This window comes from Paenibacillus sp. W4I10 (genome assembly GCF_030816325.1).
Classification (GTDB): domain Bacteria; phylum Bacillota; class Bacilli; order Paenibacillales; family Paenibacillaceae; genus Paenibacillus; species Paenibacillus amylolyticus_B.
In genome coordinates, this window is sequence record NZ_JAUSXX010000001.1 from 5,369,429 (window position 1) to 5,392,195 (window position 22,767).

Below are 22,767 nucleotides of genomic sequence, written 5' to 3' on the forward strand. Positions count from 1 at the left end.
ATATATTACGTTCAGTATAACAACTGCCGCGGTAAAAGAAGATGTGCTAAACCGTGTGAAATTTACCCTAATCCAAGATAAAGCATCACGAGTTCGTATTCGCATAGACAGATCGTATGCTGTATTTGCTTGTGATCGGCTATGTCCATATACCATTATCCAATATCATAATAAACTGTCATGGCACAACAAAATCCCCGCTGATTGTTCAGACGGGGACTTTCGCTATGTTTTTCTTAAGGCTGCACACTCTCACCAAGCTGTTTATTTTCAAAAATCAGAATCGTTTTACTGCTTCCGATGTAACCAACAGAGGTATTAAATTGCTCCGAGATGAAGCGAACCGGTACAAAAGCTTTACCATCTTTCATCAGAAGAGGAGCATCATTAATCGCAAGCGTATCATTCACGACAACTTGTTTGTTACCCACGCTCCAGCGGATGGTCTTGTCATTCTGTGTGATCACAGCTTCGCGCGTACCGCTGTTCCAGTTCACACGGGCGTTTAACTGCTCCGAGACAAAACGCAGAGGCACATAGGTCCGGCCTTCATCGATAAAAGGTGCAGCATCCAGTGCATAAGCACGGTCCCCGACATAGGCGGTGGTAGACCCTTCAATCAGACGCTGGAAGCTACCCTGCGGCGTTCGTTTCTGCTCCCGCACATTCATCCGGTTCATAAGCTGCATCGTATGACTGCCACTCACAACATCCAGATAATTGTTCTGCACCGTGAGTCCGGCAGGCTCAACCTCTGAGACAGAAGTCTGAATACCGGAGGATAACGAGGTAGACGCCGAGATATCCTGTATAGCATTTGTCGCTGACTGATCACGGGTAAACGTAAAACCTGCGATTGGTGTCAGATCCCACACCCGGTTGTTGGATAATTTTAATACGTCCAGGCTGGAAAGCTGCCGTAAAGGTTCCAGATCATAGATCTGATTGGATTCTGCATTCAGCTCTGTTAGCCCAGTCAGCCCCTCAAGCCCCTTGAGATGCTGTACTTGGTTACCAGAGATATCAAGTGTCCGAAGGCGTGTCATGTGCTCCAGTGGTGTCAGATCCGTGATTTGGTTGCCTGCCACATTCAGATTCCGCAGTGTATTTGGCAGTTCAGCCAGTGCGTCCAGCGTCTGAACCTGGTTGTTTGCTACATTGAGTTGTTGGAGCCGGGTTTTACCCATGAGCGGTGTCAGATCGTTAATCGTATTGTTCGAGATCTCAAGCCACCTCAGTGCATCCGCATCCGAGAGAGCCGCAAGACTGGCAATCTGGTTACCGCTGGCGTGGAACGTATGTAATCGGTTGAATCCACGTACAACCTCTATGGAAGAAATGGAATTGTTGCTGATATACAGCCGTCCCAAGTCTTTCAATTCAGTAAGTGCGTCTATGGATGTAATGTAATTATTGCGAACATCGATTTCCCGAAGCTGGGTTAGGTGCTCCAGCGGTGTGAGATCCTCAATCTCATTTCCATATAATCGGAGGTGAGTCAGATTGGTTGCATATTCGAGACCGGAGAGGCTGTGAATACCTGCATTGCTCAGATCCACCACCTCAAGCTGCTCCAGATCCGTTGAAGTTAATGGAATGTCCAGAGGTTTGTTCAGGATTAGCTTCAGTCCGTCCTCCAAAGCGGGATCTTCAATGATTCCCTCGCCCAAGTCTGTAGTGGTGTAAGCCATGGCTTGCCCCGATGCCCCGAGACTCAGGATGAATACTAGAAATAGTAGCGTCATTCTTCTCATTGCATGCATTCCCTCCGATTTTTAGAATTATAAAATAATCCGAACAGATTGAGTTAGATAAGTATAGTATTTACACGATAACAGCAACCGGAAGGTTGTTCTGCCCACGGAGTGTTCAGTGTGAATTGAAGAGTTTAAGATATGTAGGTTCGGCTCAATGCACATCTATAGTTATTAACCCGTCAACAGGAAAAAGGAACAAGAAATTTCGTGATGGGTATTTCTCTACTTCTATTCTATATGAAACAAACCCTGCTCTGCACTCTTCAGAGACATGTTTATCAAAAAAAATAGAACATCTCCCGCAGACCCTATTCAACCCACCCTTGAAACGGGTAAAGATGAAGTAAAGATGCCATTTTGGAGGGGAAGATGTGAGTATGCGCCAAGCCATGATCATTAGTAATCCATCGTCAGGTAAGGAAGAGGCCGAGCAGTATGTGTCCCAAGTCAGAGAAATTCTGGAGTCACAGCAGTATGAGGTGGTTATTAATGAGACGGCTGGGGAAGGTGATGCCACCAACTACTGTCTGAGCGCCTGCAAAGACGGCTGTGATCTGGTCATCTCCATCGGAGGCGACGGTACACTGCATGAGACGATTAACGGCATGATGGATCAGGATCATCGTCCCCGATTAGGCGTTATACCGCTAGGTACGGTGAATGATTTTGCACGTGCGCTGAATATCTCGCTTGACCCGGAAGAAGCCATTAGGCAGTTACGTTCGAATCAGACCCATATCGTGGATTTGGGGAAAATCAATGATCGCCTGTTTGCCAACGTTGTGGCTGCGGGTTCTTTGGCAGAAGCTTTGTTCTCCGTATCCTCGGAAGAGAAGTCGAAGTTGGGATCATTCGCATATCTCAAAGAAGGCTTGAAAGAACTGGTGAATACACCAGCCAATCATCTAACCATCGAATATGACGGACAGTTCTGGGAGGGGGAATCGCCACTTTTTCTGGCGGCGCTGACCAACTCGGTCGGAGGATTCGAGAAGTTGTCCCCGGATGCAGAGGTGGACGATGGTCTGATACATTGTTTTGTTGTTCGTAATATTAGTGTGTTCAACAGTCTGACGCTTGGCACTTCCCTTTTCTTTGGTAGTCTGAAAGACCATAAGGACGTTGACTATTTTACAGCCAGAGAAGTTCATGTTTGCTCAGACGAAGTCATTCGCACCAATGTAGATGGGGAAGAAGGTCCTGCCCTACCGATTCATATCGGTGTCCTGCCAAGGCACATTGAGGTTATCATACCGGAAGAAGTATAATTTATTCTTTTGGATCTATAGGCTGGAATGAAGAACCTATCATTTCTCCATATGAATGTAGGATAAAGCTATTGAAACCGATTGCAGATATATGTCACAATCAAAGGTAAGATACACGATAATATTCGAATATGGAGGGAAAACATCTTGAGAACGATTAAATTGGGCAGCAGTGCACTAGAAGTACCTGTAGTCGCGGTGGGCTGCATGCGGATTAATTCACTAGACGGTAAGGAAGCCGAACATTTTGTCCGTTCTGCAATGGAGGTTGGCGCAAATTTCTTTGACCATGCCGACATTTATGGTACAGGAACATGTGAGGAGATCTTCGCCGAAGCGGTACAGATGAATCCCCAAGTTCGTGAAAATATGATTCTTCAATCCAAATGCGGTATTCGCAAAGGCATGTTTGATTTCTCCAAAGAGCACATCCTGAATTCAGTCGATGGCATCCTGCAACGTTTGAAGACGGAATATCTTGACGTTCTACTTCTGCACCGTCCTGATGCATTGGTTGAGCCAGAGGAAGTGGCTGAAGCCTTTGATCAACTGGAGCGCGAAGGCAAAGTGCGTCACTTCGGGGTGTCCAACCAGAATCCGAACCAGATCGAATTGTTGAAAAAATACGTGAAACAGCCACTGGTAGCCAACCAGTTGCAGATGAGTATTACCAATACCACGATGATTGACAGTGGAATCAACGTGAACATGGAGAACGACGCTGCGGTTAACCGTGACGGCAGTATCCTTGATTATTGTCGTTTGCATGATATCACCATTCAACCATGGTCTCCGTTCCAGTACGGATTCTTCGAAGGTGTATTCCTGGGCAGCGACAAGTTCCCGGAATTGAATGCAAAGATTGATGAGATTGCTGCGAAGTATAACGTGAGCAATACAACGATTGCAATCGCTTGGTTGCTTCGTCACCCTGCGCATATGCAGCCTGTGACAGGCACAATGAATATTGAACGTCTGCAAGACTGTGTGAAAGCAGGAGATGTTCATCTCACTCGTCCAGAGTGGTATGAAATTTATCGTGCGGCAGGTAATATACTGCCTTAAATCCAAGTTATAGTGAGCATACTGACTAATGAGTCAGTTGAGAACACGAGCCCGTGGATGGCTCGTGTTTTTTGTCTATTTTCAGGTTTGATGTGAGGAGCGTTTTCGATATAAAATAAAGATAGAGATCTGTGTTTCAATTAAAGGATTAAAATGTAATTAATACAAATTAGTTGAAATTATTATATTGACCGATACTTTCTAATTACATATAATTACATTTGCATACCGATAATCCCGTTTATGTTTTTTATTTTGGAGGGTGGTGTTCGTTTGGAGTCGACAACCACGATACGCGATCACTTGGAGAGTTATCTGAGGCGTGAACAGATGTCCATTAGTCATTTTTCGGAAACGTCAGGGATTAATTCGGGTACGCTCAGCAACATTTTGAATAAAAATCGGCCTATTGCCATGCAGCAGTTGGATCGGATTACTTCCGCCATGAGACTGGAAGAAGGTTACTTCTATGAGTTATACATAGACGAGTGTTTTGTACACGCGACCCCGGACTGGCGAAGACTGGGACCTTTCCTTCATCGCTGTGCCGAGTTGGACAAGTTGGACTGTATTGAAGAGGTTATTCGTCTGATGATGGATAATCTATCCTATATTCCTTTGTTATTTGATGTGGCTGAAGAATTCTACCAAGCGGGTAAATTCAAACCGGCCATTCTTCTATATGAAAACATTGCTGAAAGCGAGAAAATGCAACATTCCGAGCGGCTTGCACTCTGTCAGTACCGACTGTTCCGGTTGGGACTGACCAATGATCAGCACCGGAATCTGATTATTGCAGCTCGGTTCGAATACTATGTGGATCGGCTGGATGAGCGCTATCAATTGGATGCGCTTAACGAACTAATTAATGCATTTGCATCACTTCACAGATGGAGCAAAGTTCAGGAACTATCTGAAAAGCTGAAGGTGAAAGCAGCCATCCATTATGAGATGAATGGCCGAAGAAAACAAGAAGAGACCAAACGACCTATCGTTTTTTATATTATGTATGCGTATTTAGCCTGTGGAAGTGCCCACTTCCACTTGAACAACTATGAAATGGCATTGAAGTATGTTGCATTATACTCCGATTACAGTTGGGTGAAAGAGCCTGAACCTGAAGAAAAAGTGGTTATTCATCAGTTTCAGGAATGGGCTGAGGGTAATCGTTATATATATCAATTAATGGCTGGGCAGTTTGAAGTATTACCTGACTACCTCGCGTATATCTCAACGAAGGAAAATGAGATATTTCCAGCACTTTGTGATATTGTAACGGCTGCTAACCGTTATGATATGAACATAGATCATGTACTCAATCAATATGAGCCATACTTCACTTATCATGAACAGAGAAATCGGATTGGGAAAGTAAGCAAGCAGGTAACCGATGATCGCTACGTTCGTCTTTTAGCTGGATTAGGCACGTATTGTCTTAAAAAAGACAGGTTTGCGGAGGGATTAGATTTTGTACTGAACAGCTTGAGGTTTTCTATTGAAATTAGCGATGGACGAGGTATGCTTAGAAGTGTCGGACTGTTTGAGCAATACAGGGAATATGCGTCTGACACAGCTATACAGCAGTACAAAATCTTGATTGGTGAGGTGCAGAAACTCAATGAAGAGAAAGCTGGCTTTGCTGATAGTTACATGTAGTATAGTGGTGAGCATTGTAGCTCCTGTTACTGGACCTGTCCCGACTGTGGAGAATCCAGACCCTTCAATTTACCGAACGAATGATCACGGTTTAGGGACATAAGCCTGAACCAATGGACGCTTCTGAATTCATTTCAGAAGCGTTCTTTTTTTGTGTATCAAAGTGGAAGAATAAGTATGTCGTATCTCACATGCGCTTATGATTGGCATAATACACTAAAATATGACAAAAAGGAGGGATACTATGGATCGCCTGGATTTGATATCACGGATCGAAGATGCCAGACAGTTGTTATATCGCATGCATATGGAATACGGTAGTCTGCTTCATCCGGAAGTGATCCAGCAATCCGTAGTCCTGGACGGGCTTATTAATCAATACAATAGAGTCAAGGTAGGAAAGGCGATGAATTAAGTTCGCCTATTTACATTTGCGTCTTTGTATACTATAGTTAGTTACATGAGTAACTAACCGACTAACTCGCTAATGAATACGTATGAAAGTTGGAGGCACATGAAATCGACTTTGGATGAATCTCAGCCTATTTTTCATCAGATTGCTACGATGATTATGGACGATATTGTGGAAGGCAGATTGAAGGTGGAAGAACAGGTTCCCTCAACCAATGAACTGTCGCGCTTCTACAATATCAATCCGGCTACAGCCCGCAAAGGACTGCAGGAACTCGTGGACAAGGGGATTATATACAAACAGCGAGGTGTTGGAATGTTTGTTGCAAAGGGAGCAAGAGAAGCATTGCTCGTTGAACGGAAGCAAGATTTTTATGAAGAATACATCAAGCCTTTACTTGAAGAAGCCAGACGGATTCACATGAATGAAGACATGATTATTGATCTGATTCGCGGCAAGAAGGATAAGGAGAGTGAGTTATGATTCATATGGAGCAGGTCAACTACAGCTACCAGAAGACGCCCGTTCTGAACCAGGTTACGCTACATGAGAGTGAGCCAATCATTAGTGCAATCTGGGGAAGGAATGGAGCGGGCAAAACAACCATGATGAGTTTACTGGCAGGGCATAACCGCCCGGACAGTGGAACCGTTCAGATCATGGGTCAAGACCCCTATAATAACCTGGCTGCCCAAGAGCATCTGTGCTACATCCAGGAGAATCATCCCCTGGGGAAAAACTGGACGGTTAGTGACATGGTCCAAATGGGGCAATATTTTCATCCGCAGTGGAATCAGGATTTGGCGGAACGTTTAATCAATGTGTTCGAACTACCGGAGAAGAAGAAAATCATTAAATTTTCGAAAGGCATGAAGACTGCCACCCAGATTATATTAGGTCTTGCCAGTAATGCAAAGATAACCATTCTGGATGAACCCACCAATGGGCTCGATGCTGAGAAGCGTAAGTTCTTCTACAATGCGCTACTGGAAAGTTATGAAGATAACCCACGTCTGATTCTGATATCCAGCCATCATATTGAGGAGATTCAGCCTTTGTGTGAGTCCCTTATCGTTTTGCAAGCTGGAGAGGTGTTGTTAAATCAACCGATGGAAGAGATGCGCGAAAAAGGAGTTCTTCTAACAGGGGTAATTGACGATATCAACCGAGTCACAGCAGGTGTTAAAGTTATAGAGTCTTCCCAGATGGGATCGACTGTGAAAGTGATGATTGATGAGCCCTACTCGAAAATATGGAAGGATATCGCTCATTCACAGGGGCTTTCCATTGAGAAAGCGACATTACAAGATTATTTGGTTAACAGGACCCGTAATCAAGAGGGGGTTAAACCATGAACGCAGTAAAAGGTACGAACCGACTGATTCGCGATGATATGCGTTTGTTTCTGAGCATATTTTCATCCATCGCTCTAATGCTCGCCGTTGTATATCTGGCCATTGGCTTCATATTTGATGTCTCGTATACTACGCAACTGTTTGGCCCAATGTACGGAGGGATATGTACGTTTGCAATCGGGGGAATCATCACACTGTTTCCGGTTGCGATCGGTATGGGGAGTACACGAATTCAATTCATGAAATCTTTCTATATGAACTCGGTATGGATGGTTGCAGGCACCATGGTCATTCTGCATGTGGCGTATTTTCTCATACACCTGCTTCAGGAAAAAGGAATTGTTGGCGTAACCCTTTATCAACCGGGCATGTTGTATTCAAGCGAATATCATTTCTTATCCTATCTGTGGATCGATCTGATGTGCGGCTTTCTCGTACTGGGAATCTCTGTCTTCCCAACGGTTTGTTGGATGCGCTTGGGGATGCGTAACTTCTTCATTATGTTCTTTGGGGTTGGCTTGGTCTTTACGCTAATCATTACATTGGGCGATCTTGGTGAGTTTATGTTGTGGATTGCTAGGATCAATCGCATGACATTGTTCACCGTTCTGGGATGCATTGGTGGTGCGCTACTTCTATCTACGTACCCGATGATGAAGAATGCGCCGCTAACCATGAAATCCAAAAAAGACTGACAGGAAACGGTTATATAAAGGAACCGGGGCAATAAATCTATGCGAAATTTTCTGTAAACCAAAAAACACGAGTGCGAACCACGCCTCGTGTTTTTGGTATCATCCTAAATCACGGAATATACCTATTCGGCAATCTTTGTGCAATCTAAACTGAAGGTGTATCCCTTAAGCCTGAGCTTGTGGTTTGAATCCTTCGTCTTTGAGGTACTCGCCGGCTTCGCTACGCGTTTCAAAAGCCATATCCAGATTAACACCGGAATACACATACCACATGTCATCTTCGTATTTTAAAGTCAGCGTATGTCCATCTTCATCAATCCACGTTCCGCCACCCGTAGAGGTTGTAGACAATACAGGAGCAGCTTTTACTTGTTCTGGTTCTTTAAATTCAACTGCGTTGGGATTGTGAGACATTGCTTGGATCGTTTCATCTAACAAGGTGCGCAGATCTGTTTCGGAGTAATCACGAATATTAACGAATCCTTTAGCATCGGTCTCATAGTCAGGCAGTAGACCTGCATAGATATAACCGTTACCGTTAGGGTGAATATGGAGAGCAACAATCTTTTTATCATACGCACTATCCTCGTAGTGGAAATTAACACGACCGAGAGAAACATCTTTGCGTTGTAGTTGGGGATACGATTGTAGCACTTCAAGCTTTTGTTCCACGTTAAGCATAATTGCCTCCTGTAAATGTTCAATAGAGGTGATTATAACATGCCCTCCAGTTAATTTCCCGATAAAATACTTCTCCCCAGTTCTTTCAGGTGTTCCATAGCTTGCAGATAAGGATAAGGTCCATAGCTTACGCGTGCTACACCCAGTGTGGCAAGCTGTTTTGGTGAAGGCTCAGGAGACGTAACCATAACGTTAATTGGCAGCGATGAACGCTCACACAATTCCTGAATCAGTTGGTGATCATGCAAACCGGGTACAAACAGACCACTGGCTCCTGCATCTGCATAATGGCTCGAACGTATAAGTGCTTCCTCTAGGAGAGATTGGTTATGGTGTTCAGGTGCATGTTGCAGAAAAATATCTGTGCGGGCGTTAATGAACAACGGTATGCCTGCTTGCTCCGCAGCTTCCCGGGCGGCGGACAATCTCGGACATTGCTCCTCCACAGTGTACAATCCCAAGCCAGCGGGAAGTTGATCTTCCATGTTGATTCCCACAGCACCATGGTCGATGACTTGCAGGATATTTTTTTCACTTCTGACATAGACCTCCCATACCCTCCCTCTATATCGATCGTTACAGGCAGATCCACGCTTGCTGTAATCCGTGCAAGATTGGCAAGCACCAGATGGAATGGCATGGCTTCACCATCTTGTTCACCGTGGGCCGCAGCAACGGACCAGCTTCCGGTCGCAATGGCCGTTGCTCCAGTGGATTGGATGGCTTGTGCGCTTCCGGCATCCCACACATTAACGAGAACAAGTGGTTTTCCTTTCACATGGTATTGTTGGAATAACGTCGCTTTCTCCTCTAAGGTACTCATATTATGTTGGCTCTCCTTTGTTATATCATGTATTCCTTTGGACATTTGATACGTACTTCATTACTTGATTCCGTTATTCAGCTACTCTGTTCCTGTTTCTCGTGAGTCAGAAGCCAGTTTTTGCGAGTTAATCCTCCGCCGTATCCGCCCAGCTCACCACTGGCATTGATTACACGGTGACATGGGATCACAATCGCAAGCTGGTTGGCCCCATTTGCTTGTGCCACGGCTCGGCAAGCAGTCGGTTTTCCCAGTGCATTTGCGATATCCTGATATGACCTCGTTTCACCAGCCGGAATGGCCCTTAGCTGTTCCCACACACGCTTTTGAAATGGTGTTCCTAAACAGAACAACGGTGTGTCGAATGCTGTCCGAATACCTTGAAAGTACTCGTTTAGTTCACGCTCAATGGACTGGATGGGAGCTGTAGTGCCGGGTACAATCGCTGATTTGGTTCGTTTGCGCAGACGCTCAACTTCGCGTTCCAGACCTCTGCGGTCCACAAATTCCAGTAAATATAGCGCCTCTTCATCTGCAATGGCCATCATTGGGCCGAGGCGGGTGTCAATCCAGGACGCTTTCAGGATATGTCCTTCATCGACTTGTGTAGGGGCGGCACCCATGATCCGTGAAAAGGCATCGCGGAAGCCGCTGCTTGATTCATATCCAGTAGTTAATTGGCTATCAATAACGGTGCGGCCGGAGCGAATATTTTTCAGGGCAAGTCCCATGCGGCGAGCACGAGCATATTCGACAAAGGTCATGCCGAACCGCTTCTTGAACTGACGGCGAGCAGTGGATTCGTCGATGGAGAGGGCTTTGAAATCCTGTCCTTTCCAGCGTTTCTCCGGATGTTTCTCCACAGCTTCCACTAATATGCGAACGACATCGGATACTTGGTTGGGGTGAGAGAGCGGGCGACAGCGCTGGCAAGGGCGATAAGAGGCCAGAAGTGCCTGCTGAGCCGTCTCATAGAATTCGCAGTTTTCGAATTTTGGTTTTCGCGCAGGGCATGTGGGACGACAGAACACACCTGTGGTTCGGACCCCAACATAGAATAAACCCTCGTATTCCGAATCCTTGGCCACAAGCGCCTTGTAATATTGTTCCTTCAGATCAGCAGAAATCATGGGGGCACGTCCTTACTTCATTAGAATCTTTATCTATACCTATTATAGAAAAACGTTGCAGCAAGCATCGCCGAAAATCAGGCATGAATATTGGATAGATTAAATCGGATATAACATTGAAATTTGGTTGTTCAGAATTTGTTTAGAGTGAACTGGTAGTATAGACCTATCAGGGTAGGGCGAATTAGGCAAAGATACCTATATAGTGAAAAAGTGAATTATTGATCATTCATTGTTATAGGAAAATAATACATAGGTAAACATGAAATTAAAGATTAGCGGACTGAAAGTCTGGAGGTCGACTGGAATGAGATATTCTACGTACAAAAGTATTTATGAATCCGTTTATACCAAAACGTCCGAGTCTCGCACCATGTATGTTAAAGATCAATTCATGCAGCGTGTGAAGACGCCAACCTGGCTAGTGAAGATCGTCATCATAACTCTAATTATAATCATAGGGTGTAGTGCTGTATTCACTGCATTTGCAGGGGATGAGCAATTATTATCGGGGGACCAGATCGTTGTATCTCAGGGAGATACACTGTGGGGCATTTCATTGGCACATAAACCTCAGCAGATGGACACTCGTGTGTATGTAGAAGCCCTTAAGAAAGTGAACAAACTTGAGCAGAACGCCATCCGGATTGGAGAAGTGTTAGTTTTTCCAGGGTTTGATCGATAAAATAAACGGTGCATGACGTCATGAACAGAGTTCTTTTTTTCCTCATCGAGGTACAGTTACATACTGAATTTATTAATCATTTACATATAATGGAGCTTCATGTGGGACGATATGGTGTAGTGATTAGTAAGTGGTGTGCTATATAAGTTGAACTAAAGAATATTTACACTGACACTACGATGACAGAATAACCTTCCAATCGCTGTTATCCCCAGATTTTTTGATTCCCCTTTCTTAAAGGGAAAATCCGGGGATAAAGGCGAACGCTTCGCTTTTTCAGGTTTTTTCTGTCCTCTCCGTTATCGTGTAAATGATAAGTTCAACTGATATAGATATATGTGCTGTAGATGGATGAAGGGAGAAGTAGATGATGAAAATAAATATAAAGAAATCTGCAATTTGCATGTCTGTGCTCTGTATTTTGCTATTCGTCAGTGCCTGTGGCGCCAAGAATAATAATGAATCCGTTCAGGAACATGCCTATCCGCAGTCGAAGCAACCCGTAGAGGAAGCTGGAGAAAACTCTGTTCCGAATGCGGATGCGAAGAATAACAATGACAAAGGCAGTGCCAGTGGTGAAGAGGGCAAGCCTACAGCTCAATCGGAATCCACTGAACCGTCTGAGCAGATTGATATCGTCATTGACCAGTCGGAGAAACCGAGCGAGGGTAACAGCTTTGATTTTGGAATTAAACAGGTTCCGAAGGGCTATACACTAACGGAGATGCGATGGACGTCTAACACGGTGACGATTGTGAATTCACTACAGGAAGCCATCGAACATGGTGGAAATGGTGAAGAGGGGTTTTACTTTAGCGGCAATGGACAATTCTCCGGCTTTATCTATTCGGATGAGATGAAGGGCGAGCGGGGGAAAGCGACATTTGTCTTCACGAATGATGAGGGGAACGAAATCATGTCCGAAAAGGAAATTACGTTGAAGTAGCGCAGGCACAACATGAAGGCACCATCTATAGCCTGTTGAACAGGAAAAGCAGCCACTTGGGCTGCTTTTTTTGACATACATTACAAGATCGCCGATCTATCTGTTGCTACATAAAGTCAAAGAAATAACGGACCACGTGGAACATAACCGGAGAGGTGTAAGTCAGGCTGTCGACCCGGCTCAGGTAGCTTTTTTTGAGCGAATCGAACTTGTTGTCATCTCCAATTAACAGATCGCGCTTCAGTACAGACACCGTCAGACTACCGAAGAATCCGGCCAGACTGATCAACACTCCGATGAACAGCGAGAATTTCCAATCAAATGGCGTCAGGTAGGGATGGATAAAATAAGACGCTGCTGTCGTTACAATAAATGCACACGCGAACCCTTCCCAGGTGACAAAAGGATTGGCGGTAGGCACCACTTTTCGTTTGCCCAGATAGAGAGAGACCAGATAGTGCACCACATCATTAAGCTGTGTTAACACGACCAAGAACAACACCAGCTTGGACCCGTACTCCGGTGTGGCAAATGGAAAATAGGCCAGGTGGCTCAGTCCAAACACCATCAGCATTAGTCCCCATTGTGTGGAGCTGACACTGCGCAGGAAGCCGACTGTACCTTTGTTGATCAGGCGTGGCAGGGGCAGCACTAGGAACACATATAGGGGAATAAACACGATAAACATGCCATACCATCCAATGTAGATCCAGTAGAACTGAACCGGAATCGCCAGATACGCCCATAGGAACAACCTGCGGTCGGCTTTGCGTGTACTGCGAATCATGGAGAAGTATTCTTTGAGTGAGAAGAATGCAAGCACCATGAGGGAGATCAGGGACACGATGGGGTTAAAAAGGGTGGCGAGGCAGAAGATCACAAACATACCCCACCAGGTTTTGATTTTTTGGCCGATGCCTGAATAGTCTTTGCTTGGCTGAAGCTTTGCAATAACTTTGTAGACGATATGTATCACAAGTAAAGCTGTGAAGATTAACGTTAGTGTAAAGAGTGAACTGCTCACGTACCGATCACCTGCTTATTCAAAGTAAGATTCCATTATAGGGTACCTATGTTATTATGAAGAAATAGTGCCAACTTGATAAGGGGAAATTTTGTTATGACAGATGAACGCTCCATCTATATCCTGCTTACAAATACAGGAACGCTGTTTACCAAGGTTATTCAGAGTTACACCCGAGCGCCATATAATCACGCATCGATCTCATTTGACCGGGAGTTAACCGAGCTGTACAGCTTCGGCCGCAAGCATCCGAGCAATCCGCTGAATGGCGGGTTTGTGAAGGAAGATATACAGACAGGTACATACAGCAAGTATCCCAATACCACATGTGTCATATACAAGCTTCAGGTGACGGATCGTGAAGTGGAAAAGATGAAACGTGTGCTGCACATCTTCATCCGCAGCCGCCAGAAATATATGTACAATCTGCTCGGCGTGATCGGCATTACGCTCAAGGAACCGGTGGAGTTCAGCAACTCCTACTTCTGTTCCCAATTTGTAGCCGAGATTCTACAGCGTTCGGGAATCAAACTGTGGAATAAGCTGCCGGCGCTGGTGACACCGGATGATTTTCGCCAGAGTGAACGATTGCAACTGATCTATGAAGGGAAATTAAGGGATTATACGCTGGGAAATGAATGAACCTGGAGCTTCTCGTTGTGTGATGCAGATATTGAAGTTGCGGCACAACACAAAAAGGGTTTTGATGGTTGAAGCTTAGGCGCCAGGTAGTCTGATCAAGGTAAACCAAGGAAGAGCAGAGACCATTAATGCAGTAGCATATGGAAAAGAGAACCCCTAATAACGGATGGGATATGACAATACAATAGATAGAATAAAAAAAAGAGCTGTTCCAAAAGCCATACATTGGCTAGGAACAGCTCCTTTTTGCGGTTTAGTGTGACTCAACAATGGTACGTCAGATCGTCTAGGTTCGTTAGCGCTTGGGTCACCCATTAGTTATTCTGTTTACGCAGTTGTACTACTCTTTATCGGGCGTGTGTGCAGCATTCTCGTAAAACTTACCATCCCGCAACTGATCCACGAATCCTTGTAGCCAAACGTAATACTGCTCCGCATGTTGGAGTTTGTGCAGGTCACGCAGTGCATCATCTCGGTCTTTGGAAGAGGTATGTTCCGAAAGGATCATTGCCGACAGGTCAGGAATGACCTCACGAATGCCTTCTAACATGACATCTACTTCCCGTTGGAGCTTGGCCCCGAAGAAATTCTGGAACGTACGATAAAAGTCGGTCTCAGCCAGATACTGATCCTGGCGCTCCTTCTTTTCCTCCAGTTTATAGATCATCTGTGACTCCGTAAGTGACCGAACCGCATAGCTCATGTTGCTTTTGCTCATATTCATCGAGGTCTTCATCTCTTCAAGTGTCATCGGTCTATCTTCAAAATACATGATGCCGTATAATTTGCCAAACGTATGATTCACCCCATACAGATCCATCGTATTGGCGATGGCCTCAATGACTCTCTCCCTCAGCGCATGCCGATCAGGTAACGAAGAAAGATTCGGGTTCCCGGCGGTTTCTTTTCCCACAATGTCACCTCTGGTTTATGATAGCGTTCCCACTAGCTGCCTCATATTTTACATGACTTGCTCCAATTTTAACATAAGCCGGAATTAGAATTTTCAATACGAGTGTACAATCAATTTTGTACAGAATAAATATAAAGCTGATTATACTCAAAAATTCCCAATCATTAAAGAAAAATTGGACAGTAAGGAGTGGGAGATTTGCGTTTAAAACTATGGAGGGAGTCTGAGGCGGTCCTATTCACGCTGCCAGCTCTAATCCCGTTGCTGATCTTCTGGCTGGGACCTCTGGGATATATCGTTTATCTCAGTTTCACCGACTGGGACTTCATGAGCCCGGACAAGCTGTTCGTCGGGTTGGACAATTACAGTTATCTGCTGACAAACTCTGAATTCTATCGATCACTGAAAGTCACTTTGTTATTCGGACTGGGAAGTGTAATCCCAACCATTGTGGGCGGATTGGCGCTTGCCATGCTTATGAATAGCAAGATCAAATCATCCGGCATCTTCCGGACATTACTCTTCTCCCCTTGGGTCACCCCGACAGTGGCGGTGTCCATTGCATGGTCGTGGATCTTCGAGCCAGAAGTGGGACTTGCCAATCTCATGCTCGGCTGGGTAGGCGTATCTCCGATCGGATGGTTGCGTGACGCGGACTGGGCACTGGTTGCCGTTCTGATCGTCACCCTCTGGAAGTCGATTGGATGGGCAATGGTATTTTATCTCGTTGCGCTACGAAATCTACCGTCCGATCTGCTCGAAGCAGCTTCAATCGATGGAGCCAACGGTTGGGACAAGTTCAGAAGTATCACACTGCCGCTGATCTCACCAACGACGTTTTTTCTATCGATTATTCTTACCATCCAGTCCTTGCAAGCCTATGACCAGATCAATGTCATGACGCAGGGTGGACCGGCGGGATCAACGAGAACGTTGCTGTACATGTATTACCAGTCTGCATTCGAATCCTTTAATGTAGGTGAAGCTTCGTCTATCGCCGTTGTGATCATTCTGATCTGCGTGTTGCTGTCGGGCGTATCCTTCCTGCTTGGCAGACGTCTGGTGCACTACTAATGACAATGACATTGCCTAACAAAAAGTCTAAACGGATGAAGCGCAAGGAGTTGCAGAACGTGTCACAACCGAATTTTAAAATAAGTAAAGTGATCCGCTACCTCCTGTTAGCCGCTATCGCGCTGGGTACAGCTTTTCCCTTCTATTGGATGGTCATTAGCGGGTTCAAAACCAATGATGAGATCTGGCAGTTCCCGCCGACCTTCTGGCCGGAGACGTTCCTGTGGAGCAACTATGTGGATGCCTGGAATGCGGCACCCTTTGCCCGTTACATTCTGAACAGTACCGGGGTGGCCTTAGCCATCTGTCTATTTCAGATCGTCAACTCCAGTATGATGGCGTACGCCCTGACACATATGAAATTCCGTCTCAAAGGTGTACTGACATCCCTGATTCTAGTGGGTTATATGATACCGAGTACGGCCGTGTATCTGCCTAGTTACCTGGTACTTAGCGAGCTTAACCTGCTGGATTCCTACACAGGCTTGATTGTATCCAACTGTGTCAGCGTGTTCTCGATCTTCCTGATCCGGCAGGCGTTCATGCAGGTATCTCATGAATTGGTGGAAGCCGGACAGCTGGACGGTGCATCCCACTTCCGGATTCTCTGGACAATTATCACGCCGCTTGTTCGCTCAAGTTTTGCCGTGATGGTTCTGATTACGTTTATTGAACAGTACAACAACTATTTCTGGCCTATGCTCATCACCAAAGACCCTGACTTGCAGCTGGTATCGGCGGGTCTGCGCAGTTTCTTTGTAGAAGGCGGGGCATATGGACTGGCTTGGCCACAGATTATGGCTGCAAGTGCCTTTACCATCGCACCCCTATTTATTCTCTTCCTGTTCACCCAGAAGACCATCATGCAAAGCGTGAATATTACGGCAGGTGTGAACAAGAACTGATATTAACTACCTTGCTATATAAATTGAAATAAACATTTACACAAAACGGAGAGGACAGAAATAATCTGAAGAAGCGAAGCGCTCGCCTTTATCCCCGGATTTTACCTTTATAAAAAGGAATCAAGAAAATCTGGGGATAACAGCGATCGGAGGGTTGTTCTGTCATTGGAGTGGCTAGTGTAAATATTCTTTAGTTCAATTTATGCAAACTACCATTTCACCTAAAACGGGAGGAACGACAATGAACTGGAGTCAAGCAAGCATGACATGGAAAAAGAGATTGAGGTTGAACTGGAAGGGTGGCATGTCGCTGGTACTCGCGACCAGCTTTGCGCTACTGACCGCTTGTGGAACACAAGCACCCGCAGAATCAGGCACGACGGCGGCTGCCAGTGGAACCGAAGTTCAGGCCAAAGATCCGGTTGAGATCGAGTTCTGGTATGGTCTGGGTGGTAATCTGGGCGATAACATGAAAAAGACGATTGATGCATTCAACGCCTCGCAGAACGAAGTCGTTGTAAAAGGAATTGTACAGGCAGATTACACGGAGACGGAACAGAAGCTGCAAGCAGCGATTGCTTCCAAGAATGTTCCCGCCGCGGTACTTAGCTCCAATATAGACTGGGCACGCAAAGGATATTATGCACCCATGGATGAGATGATTGCTGCTGATCCAAATTTTAAGAAAGACGATTTCATTCAGACATTCCTGAACCAGGGACAGGTGGATGGAAAGCAATACTTTTTGCCAATGTACGGTACAACTCAGATCATGTATTACCGCATGGATACGTTCAAGGAGAACGGAATCGACCCAGCGAGTCTGACGACTTGGGAGAAGCTGGCTGAGGCGGCAGCGAAGATGAGCAAACAAGAAAATGGAAAGACCACCTTCTACGGTTGGGAACCGATGTGGGGTAGTGACAATATGATTGATGCCGTGCTGGGTAAGGGCGGACAGATTCTTAGCGAAGATGGCAAAACCGTCATGATTGATTCCCCGGAATGGATCGAGACATGGGAACTGTTCCGTAAATGGATTAACGAAGACAAGATTATGGGCATTCATTATGGAGGTCAGGGCTGGGAGTATTGGTACAAAACGATTGATGATGTGATGAAAAATAAAGCAGCAGGTTATACCGGATCTAGTGGTGACCAAGGTGACTTGGACTTTAGCGTAGTCGCTGCAATGCAACAACCAGGCTGGGAAGGTATTGGTGAAGGAAAACCGGTAGCAAGTGCCATTTCGGCAGGTATTCCGTCAGCTGCAACGCCTGAACAACAACAGGCAGCATACAAATGGCTTACGTATTTCTCTGAGACTTCAAATACAGCTTCATGGTCCATGAACACCGGATATATTGCAGTTCGTCAATCGGCTCAACAAGATCCAGAGTTCATGAAATTCAGTGAGGAAAATCCACAGATCACCGTACCACTGCAACAGGCAGCTCACGCTTCGGCTCCATTCCAGGATCCAACGGGTGGCAAGATCAATGATGCATTGAAAGATGCAGCTGATCAGGTGCAGATCAATAATATGCCAGCGGAACAAGCGCTGAAGGAAGCGAAAGAGAAGGCGCAGAAGGAACTGGATCGTGTAACGAAATAAGAAACGTATACAGGCACGTGAATTAAGCGAAAGGGGCGGTACATGCTGTACCGTCCTTTCCGTTCATAAAGATCGCAGACAAGGAGTTTGACCAATGCAAGATGAAACGTATGTGGATGGATTACCAAATCAGATTGAAGCCGTTTTGTTCGACAAGGACGGGACATTACTTGATTTTACGGGCATGTGGGGGTTCTGGACCGATTGTGTTTTGGGGGGCTTCAGAGACCAGCTAGCTACCCGGGGACTGCGTATCAATACAGAGGAACTTCCACAGATCTGGGGTACATTCCATGATGACCAAGGCCGAATGAATGGGTATGACGTGCGAGGGCCGCTTGCAATGGGAACTATGGATGAAGTGTACGCCGTGTTAACATGGCATGGATATCGTGCAGGTCTCAGTTGGGCTGAAGCCAAGATTATGGTTCGAGAGTGTTTGGCGCGAGCGGAGGAAGAGATGGAGCAGCATCGTCCAGCACATCCGTTACCATGCGTTCGTGAATTCCTTGAACAGTGCCGTCGCGAAGGCGTGGTTATGGGTGTCGTGACGGCAGATGATACACCTAGTGCAGTCAAGCACTTGCAGTGGATGGGGCTGGATTCCTTTTTTGACGTGGTGATTGGTACCGATCTGGTGGAGCGGGGGAAACCTTTTCCCGATATGCTTCTGCTTGCTTGTGAACGGTTGGGTGTATCGGTACAGCATACGGTGGTCATTGGAGATACGGACGGAGATATGGAGATGGCACGAGCCGCTGGTGCAGGGCACAGGATTGGCATTGGGGAACCTGGACGAATCCGCTTGGCGGACAGAACGATTCAATCCTTCCATGAATTGTTGAATGGTGGGCTAAATCGATGACGAACAGTCACGCCTACTTGGGCTGGGTACTGTTGGCACTGGCCATCGGGCTGGAGCTTAGTGCTACCATTTTGCTAAAAGTATCGGATGGGTTCTCACGGTTATGGTCTTCGGTATTGATGTTTGTCTGTTATGGCGCAAGCTTTACGTTTCTCAACTTTGCAGTGAAGTATATGCCGCTGGCTGTAGCCTATGCGATCTGGTCTGGCGTGGGCATTACGCTCATTGGCGTTGTGGGGCATTACTTTTTTGGTGAACGTCTGCGGCTCACGTCAATGGTCTGGATCGGTTTTATTCTGATTGGCATTATTGGACTGAAATGGAGTGATTCTTGATGGGAAATGAACATACACCGGAGCAACCTATTGCCAGCTTCCAGGTCATTACGGACACACATGTGCGAGATGAGGCAGACCATATTCATAACCGGCATCTGGACCAAGCATTAGCCGATATAGCTACGTTCAGTCAGGGAAGCAGCGGAATTATGCATGTGGGCGATGTGACGGATCGGGGGTTGCCGAGTGAATATCGTGAGTTGCAACGCATATGGAAGCAACATGCGGAGAACTTGCCAGACATTCGGTACACGGTAGGTAATCATGATATTGGAGCTGTGGTATGGCAAGATCCGCCGATCGTTTTGCTTGAGATGAAAGAGGATGAAGTAGCCGAGTTGTTGGAGCAGGAAGCAGATATGGAGCTGGTCACTAAACAAACCGCTGCTGAATCAGCTGCACTAATTGAGAAACTATCCGGCGGAACCTATACGTTGTCTGCTGCACCTTCGGAGCAGGAGGGTCAGGATGGGGGACGGATCTCTTCAGGAGTGGACCCCATTACAGTCGCAGGGTTATGGCAGCGTCGATTAAGTGATTTTGAAGGGACAACAGGTATGAAGGGCGCATACCACGATCACTGGATTGATGGGTATCATTATATTTTCCTGGGCACCGAGCAACCTCATCCGAAGGATTGTGATATGTCGGCTGAACAATTGGAGTGGCTGGATGCCAAATTGTCTGAGCGTGCAACGCCAGAACATCCCATCTTCATTTTCTTGCACCAGCCGCTTATGGATACGGTGGCAGGATCGATGAAGGAACAAGGCTGGTATGGTGTGAATCAGGATGCAGAACTGAAGGCCGTTCTGGCCAAATATCCGCAAGCGATCCTCTTCTCGGGTCACACTCATTGGCAACTGGAGGCGCAGCATACGATGTACGATGGTGCAGGCCAGATGCCAACGATGTTCAATGCGTCGTCTGTAGGTTATCTCTGGACAGATCAGGATGAGCATCTGGAGGGCAGTGAAGGACTTCATGTGGAGGTTTATAAGGATCGAGTTGTTGTGAAGGGACGGGACTTTGTCAGGGGTGAATGGATTGAGGGTGTTGAGTTTACGGTGCGTTATCCTGTAAAAGGGTAGTTATTTGGATAGTTAACGGGAAAGGGTCATGCTAAGGGTCAATGTCATTAAGATAAGTTAGACTTGATGATATTACTCAATGGGTGGCCTTTTTGGTGTCCATCTTAAAGGTATGTATCAGATCATCCACCGATAAAGTTCCACGTGAAACGTAGCAGGGGAGGCTAGAGTTGGGTAAAGTTGTAAATAGGTATGACAACAAACTATACTCAAATAAGTACACATGATATGCACTTACTCGTTAATTCAACCTATTTACGGAGAGGAAGTAGAAGCGGCATGAGAGAACTTCAGGTTCAAACGACATATGGTACCGTTCAAGGCGAACTTTTGCACGATGCAAGCGTATGGAAAGGCATTCCCTATGCGAAACCCCCGGTAGGTGAGCTGCGTTTCAAGGCTCCGGTACAGCCCGAGTCATGGGATGGAATCAGACAGGCCACTCAATTTGGACCTGAGAATATACAACCTCGAAATCATCAACCAGAAGGCCAGACAGAAATTCCGAATGAGTCAGAAGATAGTTTATATCTGAACATCTGGGCACCTAAGGAAAAAGGGACAACACCAATGCCGGTCATGGTATGGATTCACGGCGGCTCCTTTGTATCAGGTTCAGGTAACCAGCCGATGTATGATGGTACACAGTTAGCGGCTCGGGGGGACGTCATCGTTGTGACGATCAACTACCGATTAGGAGCTTTGGGATTCCTTCATATGGCTCCATTAGGTGATTCATATGTATCCAATGCGGGTCTGCTGGATCAGGTTGCGGCATTACAGTGGGTGAAGGATAATATCTCTGCTTTTGGTGGTAACCCGGATCAAGTTACGGTGTTCGGCGAATCAGCAGGCAGCATGAGTATTGCAGCACTGATGGCGATGCCAGCGGCCAAGGGACTGTTCCAACGTGCCATTATGGAGAGTGGTGCATCCCAGTTCATGCCGGCAGAGCAAGCTTCAGCGTTGCGGGAAGGGATGTTAAAGATTCTTGGGGTGGACCGGGACAACCTGCAGAAGTTAAATACAATTCCTGTAGAGCAGATTATTGCAGCGGGTGAAACGGTCAAACAGCAGAGCGGGGCAGGGATGGCATTATTGTTCCAACCTGTATTGGATGGGCATACATTACCACAGGTGCCACTTCAGGCGGTGAGCGAAGGCTCAGCGCAGGATATTCCGGTGCTGATTGGTACGACATTGCACGAGGGTGCATTGTTCATCCAGCCACATGTGCCTTATTCAAAAGAGATCGATATGGTTCAGGGCGTAGACTTTATGACGCCAGATCTGGAGAACCGGGTAGCCATCGCGGATAGTTATCCAAAAACGGCGGATGGACAAGCCCAAGTCATGACCGATATGTTCTTCTGGCGGTCAGCGCTGCAATATGCTGCTGCACAACAGAAATATGCCCCGGTGTGGATGTATCGATTTGATTGGGTGATGCCGGAACATCCCTTGTTAAAAAGAGCGATTCACAGTATCGAAATGTTCTTTGTGTTTAATACACTACATGTCCTCAAATTCATGAATGCGGAGCCCGACGAAGCTGCGGCGGCACTTGCTCTCAAGGTACAGGATGCCTGGATTTCCTTTGCCAAGAACGGCAAACCTGAAGTTGCAGGTGTGAACTGGCCTGAATATGAGCAGGATCGTGCGACACTAATTTTCAACCATGAGATTGAGATCGTACATGATCCGGATGCAGCCAAGCGAGAGCTGTTAGGGTTATAATCCAGGTGGGTTATTGTGTATGAATACTCTGAAAAACTGCTATGAGCCCGATCAAAAGAGGACGTTCATTCTCAGAATGAACGTCCTCTT

At 46.2% G+C, this 22,767-nt stretch carries 22 protein-coding genes and 1 pseudogene; 17 read left to right on the forward strand and 6 right to left on the reverse strand.

The window, feature by feature from the left end:
• Nucleotides 1-236: 236 nt before the first annotated feature.
• Entirely contained in the window at nucleotides 237-1,754 is a 1,518-nt protein-coding gene (locus QF049_RS24150) for a leucine-rich repeat domain-containing protein (protein ID WP_307541151.1), read from the reverse strand.
• 380 nt (nucleotides 1,755-2,134) lie between these two features.
• Here QF049_RS24150 and QF049_RS24155 point away from each other — a divergent pair, with 380 nt between their 5' ends.
• The 7 genes from QF049_RS24155 to QF049_RS24185 all read left to right on the forward strand — a co-directional run bounded on the left by QF049_RS24155 (nucleotide 2,135) and on the right by QF049_RS24185 (nucleotide 8,208).
• Nucleotides 2,135-3,025, forward strand: coding sequence for a diacylglycerol/lipid kinase family protein (locus QF049_RS24155; protein ID WP_307543401.1), 891 nt, complete (start codon nucleotides 2,135-2,137; stop codon nucleotides 3,023-3,025).
• A 147-nt stretch (nucleotides 3,026-3,172) separates the two neighbouring features.
• The gene (locus tag QF049_RS24160; protein ID WP_307541153.1) at nucleotides 3,173-4,090 is read left to right on the forward strand and encodes an aldo/keto reductase; all 918 of its coding nucleotides are present in this window, start codon (nucleotides 3,173-3,175) and stop codon (nucleotides 4,088-4,090) included.
• 273 nt (nucleotides 4,091-4,363) lie between these two features.
• Nucleotides 4,364-5,746 carry a transcriptional regulator gene (locus tag QF049_RS24165; RefSeq protein WP_307541155.1) on the forward strand — a complete coding sequence of 461 codons (1,383 nt, stop codon included), beginning with the start codon at nucleotides 4,364-4,366 and terminating at the stop codon, nucleotides 5,744-5,746.
• A gap of 244 nt (nucleotides 5,747-5,990) precedes the next feature.
• Nucleotides 5,991-6,161 (forward strand): aspartyl-phosphate phosphatase Spo0E family protein, encoded by a 171-nt coding sequence (locus tag QF049_RS24170; protein ID WP_074092797.1) that lies wholly within the window; start codon nucleotides 5,991-5,993, stop codon nucleotides 6,159-6,161.
• Between the two features lie 99 nt (nucleotides 6,162-6,260).
• Nucleotides 6,261-6,641, forward strand: coding sequence for a GntR family transcriptional regulator (locus QF049_RS24175; protein ID WP_036611682.1), 381 nt, complete (start codon nucleotides 6,261-6,263; stop codon nucleotides 6,639-6,641).
• Nucleotides 6,638-7,513, forward strand: coding sequence for an ATP-binding cassette domain-containing protein (locus QF049_RS24180; protein ID WP_307541159.1), 876 nt, complete (start codon nucleotides 6,638-6,640; stop codon nucleotides 7,511-7,513). Before QF049_RS24175 ends, QF049_RS24180 begins: the two co-directional genes overlap by 4 nt.
• Nucleotides 7,510-8,208: a hypothetical protein gene (locus QF049_RS24185; RefSeq protein WP_307541161.1), complete on the forward strand. Its 699-nt coding sequence runs from the start codon at nucleotides 7,510-7,512 to the stop codon at nucleotides 8,206-8,208. The genes QF049_RS24180 and QF049_RS24185 overlap by 4 nt, the downstream gene beginning before the upstream one ends.
• A gap of 165 nt (nucleotides 8,209-8,373) precedes the next feature.
• Here QF049_RS24185 and QF049_RS24190 read toward each other — a convergent pair whose 3' ends face one another.
• The 3 genes and pseudogenes from QF049_RS24190 to QF049_RS24205 all read right to left on the reverse strand — a co-directional run bounded on the left by QF049_RS24190 (nucleotide 8,374) and on the right by QF049_RS24205 (nucleotide 10,842).
• The gene (locus QF049_RS24190; protein ID WP_307541163.1) at nucleotides 8,374-8,889 is read right to left on the reverse strand and encodes a hypothetical protein; all 516 of its coding nucleotides are present in this window, start codon (nucleotides 8,887-8,889) and stop codon (nucleotides 8,374-8,376) included.
• A gap of 50 nt (nucleotides 8,890-8,939) precedes the next feature.
• Nucleotides 8,940-9,757, reverse strand: a pseudogene (locus tag QF049_RS31430) (isocitrate lyase/PEP mutase family protein).
• Nucleotides 9,758-9,789: 32 nt separating this feature from the next.
• The gene (locus tag QF049_RS24205; RefSeq protein ID WP_307541167.1) at nucleotides 9,790-10,842 is read right to left on the reverse strand and encodes a bifunctional transcriptional activator/DNA repair enzyme AdaA; all 1,053 of its coding nucleotides are present in this window, start codon (nucleotides 10,840-10,842) and stop codon (nucleotides 9,790-9,792) included.
• 307 nt (nucleotides 10,843-11,149) lie between these two features.
• Between QF049_RS24205 and QF049_RS24210 the strand changes: the two genes are divergently transcribed.
• Nucleotides 11,150-11,527 (forward strand): LysM peptidoglycan-binding domain-containing protein, encoded by a 378-nt coding sequence (locus QF049_RS24210; protein ID WP_307541169.1) that lies wholly within the window; start codon nucleotides 11,150-11,152, stop codon nucleotides 11,525-11,527.
• Between the two features lie 367 nt (nucleotides 11,528-11,894).
• Nucleotides 11,895-12,473 (forward strand): hypothetical protein, encoded by a 579-nt coding sequence (locus QF049_RS24215; RefSeq protein WP_307541171.1) that lies wholly within the window; start codon nucleotides 11,895-11,897, stop codon nucleotides 12,471-12,473.
• Nucleotides 12,474-12,579: 106 nt separating this feature from the next.
• On the opposite strand, the gene QF049_RS24220 is transcribed toward QF049_RS24215, so the two are convergent.
• Nucleotides 12,580-13,497 (reverse strand): phosphatidate cytidylyltransferase, encoded by a 918-nt coding sequence (locus tag QF049_RS24220; RefSeq protein ID WP_307541173.1) that lies wholly within the window; start codon nucleotides 13,495-13,497, stop codon nucleotides 12,580-12,582.
• A gap of 96 nt (nucleotides 13,498-13,593) precedes the next feature.
• On the opposite strand from QF049_RS24220, the gene QF049_RS24225 reads away from it, so the two are divergent.
• Nucleotides 13,594-14,139, forward strand: a complete 546-nt coding sequence (locus QF049_RS24225) for a hypothetical protein (protein ID WP_307541175.1) — start codon at nucleotides 13,594-13,596, stop codon at nucleotides 14,137-14,139.
• A 340-nt stretch (nucleotides 14,140-14,479) separates the two neighbouring features.
• On the opposite strand, the gene QF049_RS24230 is transcribed toward QF049_RS24225, so the two are convergent.
• Nucleotides 14,480-15,052: a GbsR/MarR family transcriptional regulator gene (locus QF049_RS24230; RefSeq protein WP_307541176.1), complete on the reverse strand. Its 573-nt coding sequence runs from the start codon at nucleotides 15,050-15,052 to the stop codon at nucleotides 14,480-14,482.
• A 198-nt stretch (nucleotides 15,053-15,250) separates the two neighbouring features.
• Here QF049_RS24230 and QF049_RS24235 point away from each other — a divergent pair, with 198 nt between their 5' ends.
• The 7 genes from QF049_RS24235 to QF049_RS24265 all read left to right on the forward strand — a co-directional run bounded on the left by QF049_RS24235 (nucleotide 15,251) and on the right by QF049_RS24265 (nucleotide 22,677).
• Entirely contained in the window at nucleotides 15,251-16,126 is an 876-nt protein-coding gene (locus QF049_RS24235; protein ID WP_036671737.1) for a carbohydrate ABC transporter permease, read from the forward strand.
• Between the two features lie 59 nt (nucleotides 16,127-16,185).
• Nucleotides 16,186-17,031, forward strand: coding sequence for a carbohydrate ABC transporter permease (locus QF049_RS24240; protein ID WP_307541179.1), 846 nt, complete (start codon nucleotides 16,186-16,188; stop codon nucleotides 17,029-17,031).
• Between the two features lie 241 nt (nucleotides 17,032-17,272).
• Nucleotides 17,273-18,646 carry an ABC transporter substrate-binding protein gene (locus QF049_RS24245; RefSeq protein WP_307541181.1) on the forward strand — a complete coding sequence of 458 codons (1,374 nt, stop codon included), beginning with the start codon at nucleotides 17,273-17,275 and terminating at the stop codon, nucleotides 18,644-18,646.
• A 94-nt stretch (nucleotides 18,647-18,740) separates the two neighbouring features.
• Nucleotides 18,741-19,511, forward strand: a complete 771-nt coding sequence (locus tag QF049_RS24250; protein WP_307541183.1) for an HAD family hydrolase — start codon at nucleotides 18,741-18,743, stop codon at nucleotides 19,509-19,511.
• The gene (locus QF049_RS24255) at nucleotides 19,508-19,846 is read left to right on the forward strand and encodes a DMT family transporter (RefSeq protein ID WP_307541185.1); all 339 of its coding nucleotides are present in this window, start codon (nucleotides 19,508-19,510) and stop codon (nucleotides 19,844-19,846) included. The genes QF049_RS24250 and QF049_RS24255 overlap by 4 nt, the downstream gene beginning before the upstream one ends.
• Nucleotides 19,846-20,940 carry a metallophosphoesterase family protein gene (locus QF049_RS24260; protein ID WP_307541187.1) on the forward strand — a complete coding sequence of 365 codons (1,095 nt, stop codon included), beginning with the start codon at nucleotides 19,846-19,848 and terminating at the stop codon, nucleotides 20,938-20,940. Before QF049_RS24255 ends, QF049_RS24260 begins: the two co-directional genes overlap by 1 nt.
• Before the next feature lie 279 nt (nucleotides 20,941-21,219).
• Nucleotides 21,220-22,677, forward strand: a complete 1,458-nt coding sequence (locus QF049_RS24265; RefSeq protein ID WP_307541189.1) for a carboxylesterase/lipase family protein — start codon at nucleotides 21,220-21,222, stop codon at nucleotides 22,675-22,677.
• Nucleotides 22,678-22,767: the final 90 nt, after the last annotated feature.

Coding starts and splice junctions, on each gene's coding strand:
- QF049_RS24250 (WP_307541183.1), top strand. CDS start 18,741: ATGCAAGATGAAACGTATGTGGATGGATTACCAAATCAGATTGAAGCC.
- QF049_RS24225 (WP_307541175.1), top strand. CDS start 13,594: ATGACAGATGAACGCTCCATCTATATCCTGCTTACAAATACAGGAACG.
- QF049_RS24245 (WP_307541181.1), top strand. CDS start 17,273: ATGAACTGGAGTCAAGCAAGCATGACATGGAAAAAGAGATTGAGGTTG.
- QF049_RS24175 (WP_036611682.1), top strand. CDS start 6,261: ATGAAATCGACTTTGGATGAATCTCAGCCTATTTTTCATCAGATTGCT.
- QF049_RS24260 (WP_307541187.1), top strand. CDS start 19,846: ATGGGAAATGAACATACACCGGAGCAACCTATTGCCAGCTTCCAGGTC.
- QF049_RS24180 (WP_307541159.1), top strand. CDS start 6,638: ATGATTCATATGGAGCAGGTCAACTACAGCTACCAGAAGACGCCCGTT.
- QF049_RS24210 (WP_307541169.1), top strand. CDS start 11,150: ATGAGATATTCTACGTACAAAAGTATTTATGAATCCGTTTATACCAAA.
- QF049_RS24190 (WP_307541163.1), bottom strand. CDS start 8,889: ATGCTTAACGTGGAACAAAAGCTTGAAGTGCTACAATCGTATCCCCAA.
- QF049_RS24215 (WP_307541171.1), top strand. CDS start 11,895: ATGATGAAAATAAATATAAAGAAATCTGCAATTTGCATGTCTGTGCTC.
- QF049_RS24155 (WP_307543401.1), top strand. CDS start 2,135: ATGCGCCAAGCCATGATCATTAGTAATCCATCGTCAGGTAAGGAAGAG.
- QF049_RS24170 (WP_074092797.1), top strand. CDS start 5,991: ATGGATCGCCTGGATTTGATATCACGGATCGAAGATGCCAGACAGTTG.
- QF049_RS24265 (WP_307541189.1), top strand. CDS start 21,220: ATGAGAGAACTTCAGGTTCAAACGACATATGGTACCGTTCAAGGCGAA.
- QF049_RS24185 (WP_307541161.1), top strand. CDS start 7,510: ATGAACGCAGTAAAAGGTACGAACCGACTGATTCGCGATGATATGCGT.
- QF049_RS24150 (WP_307541151.1), bottom strand. CDS start 1,754: ATGAGAAGAATGACGCTACTATTTCTAGTATTCATCCTGAGTCTCGGG.
- QF049_RS24205 (WP_307541167.1), bottom strand. CDS start 10,842: ATGATTTCTGCTGATCTGAAGGAACAATATTACAAGGCGCTTGTGGCC.
- QF049_RS24255 (WP_307541185.1), top strand. CDS start 19,508: ATGACGAACAGTCACGCCTACTTGGGCTGGGTACTGTTGGCACTGGCC.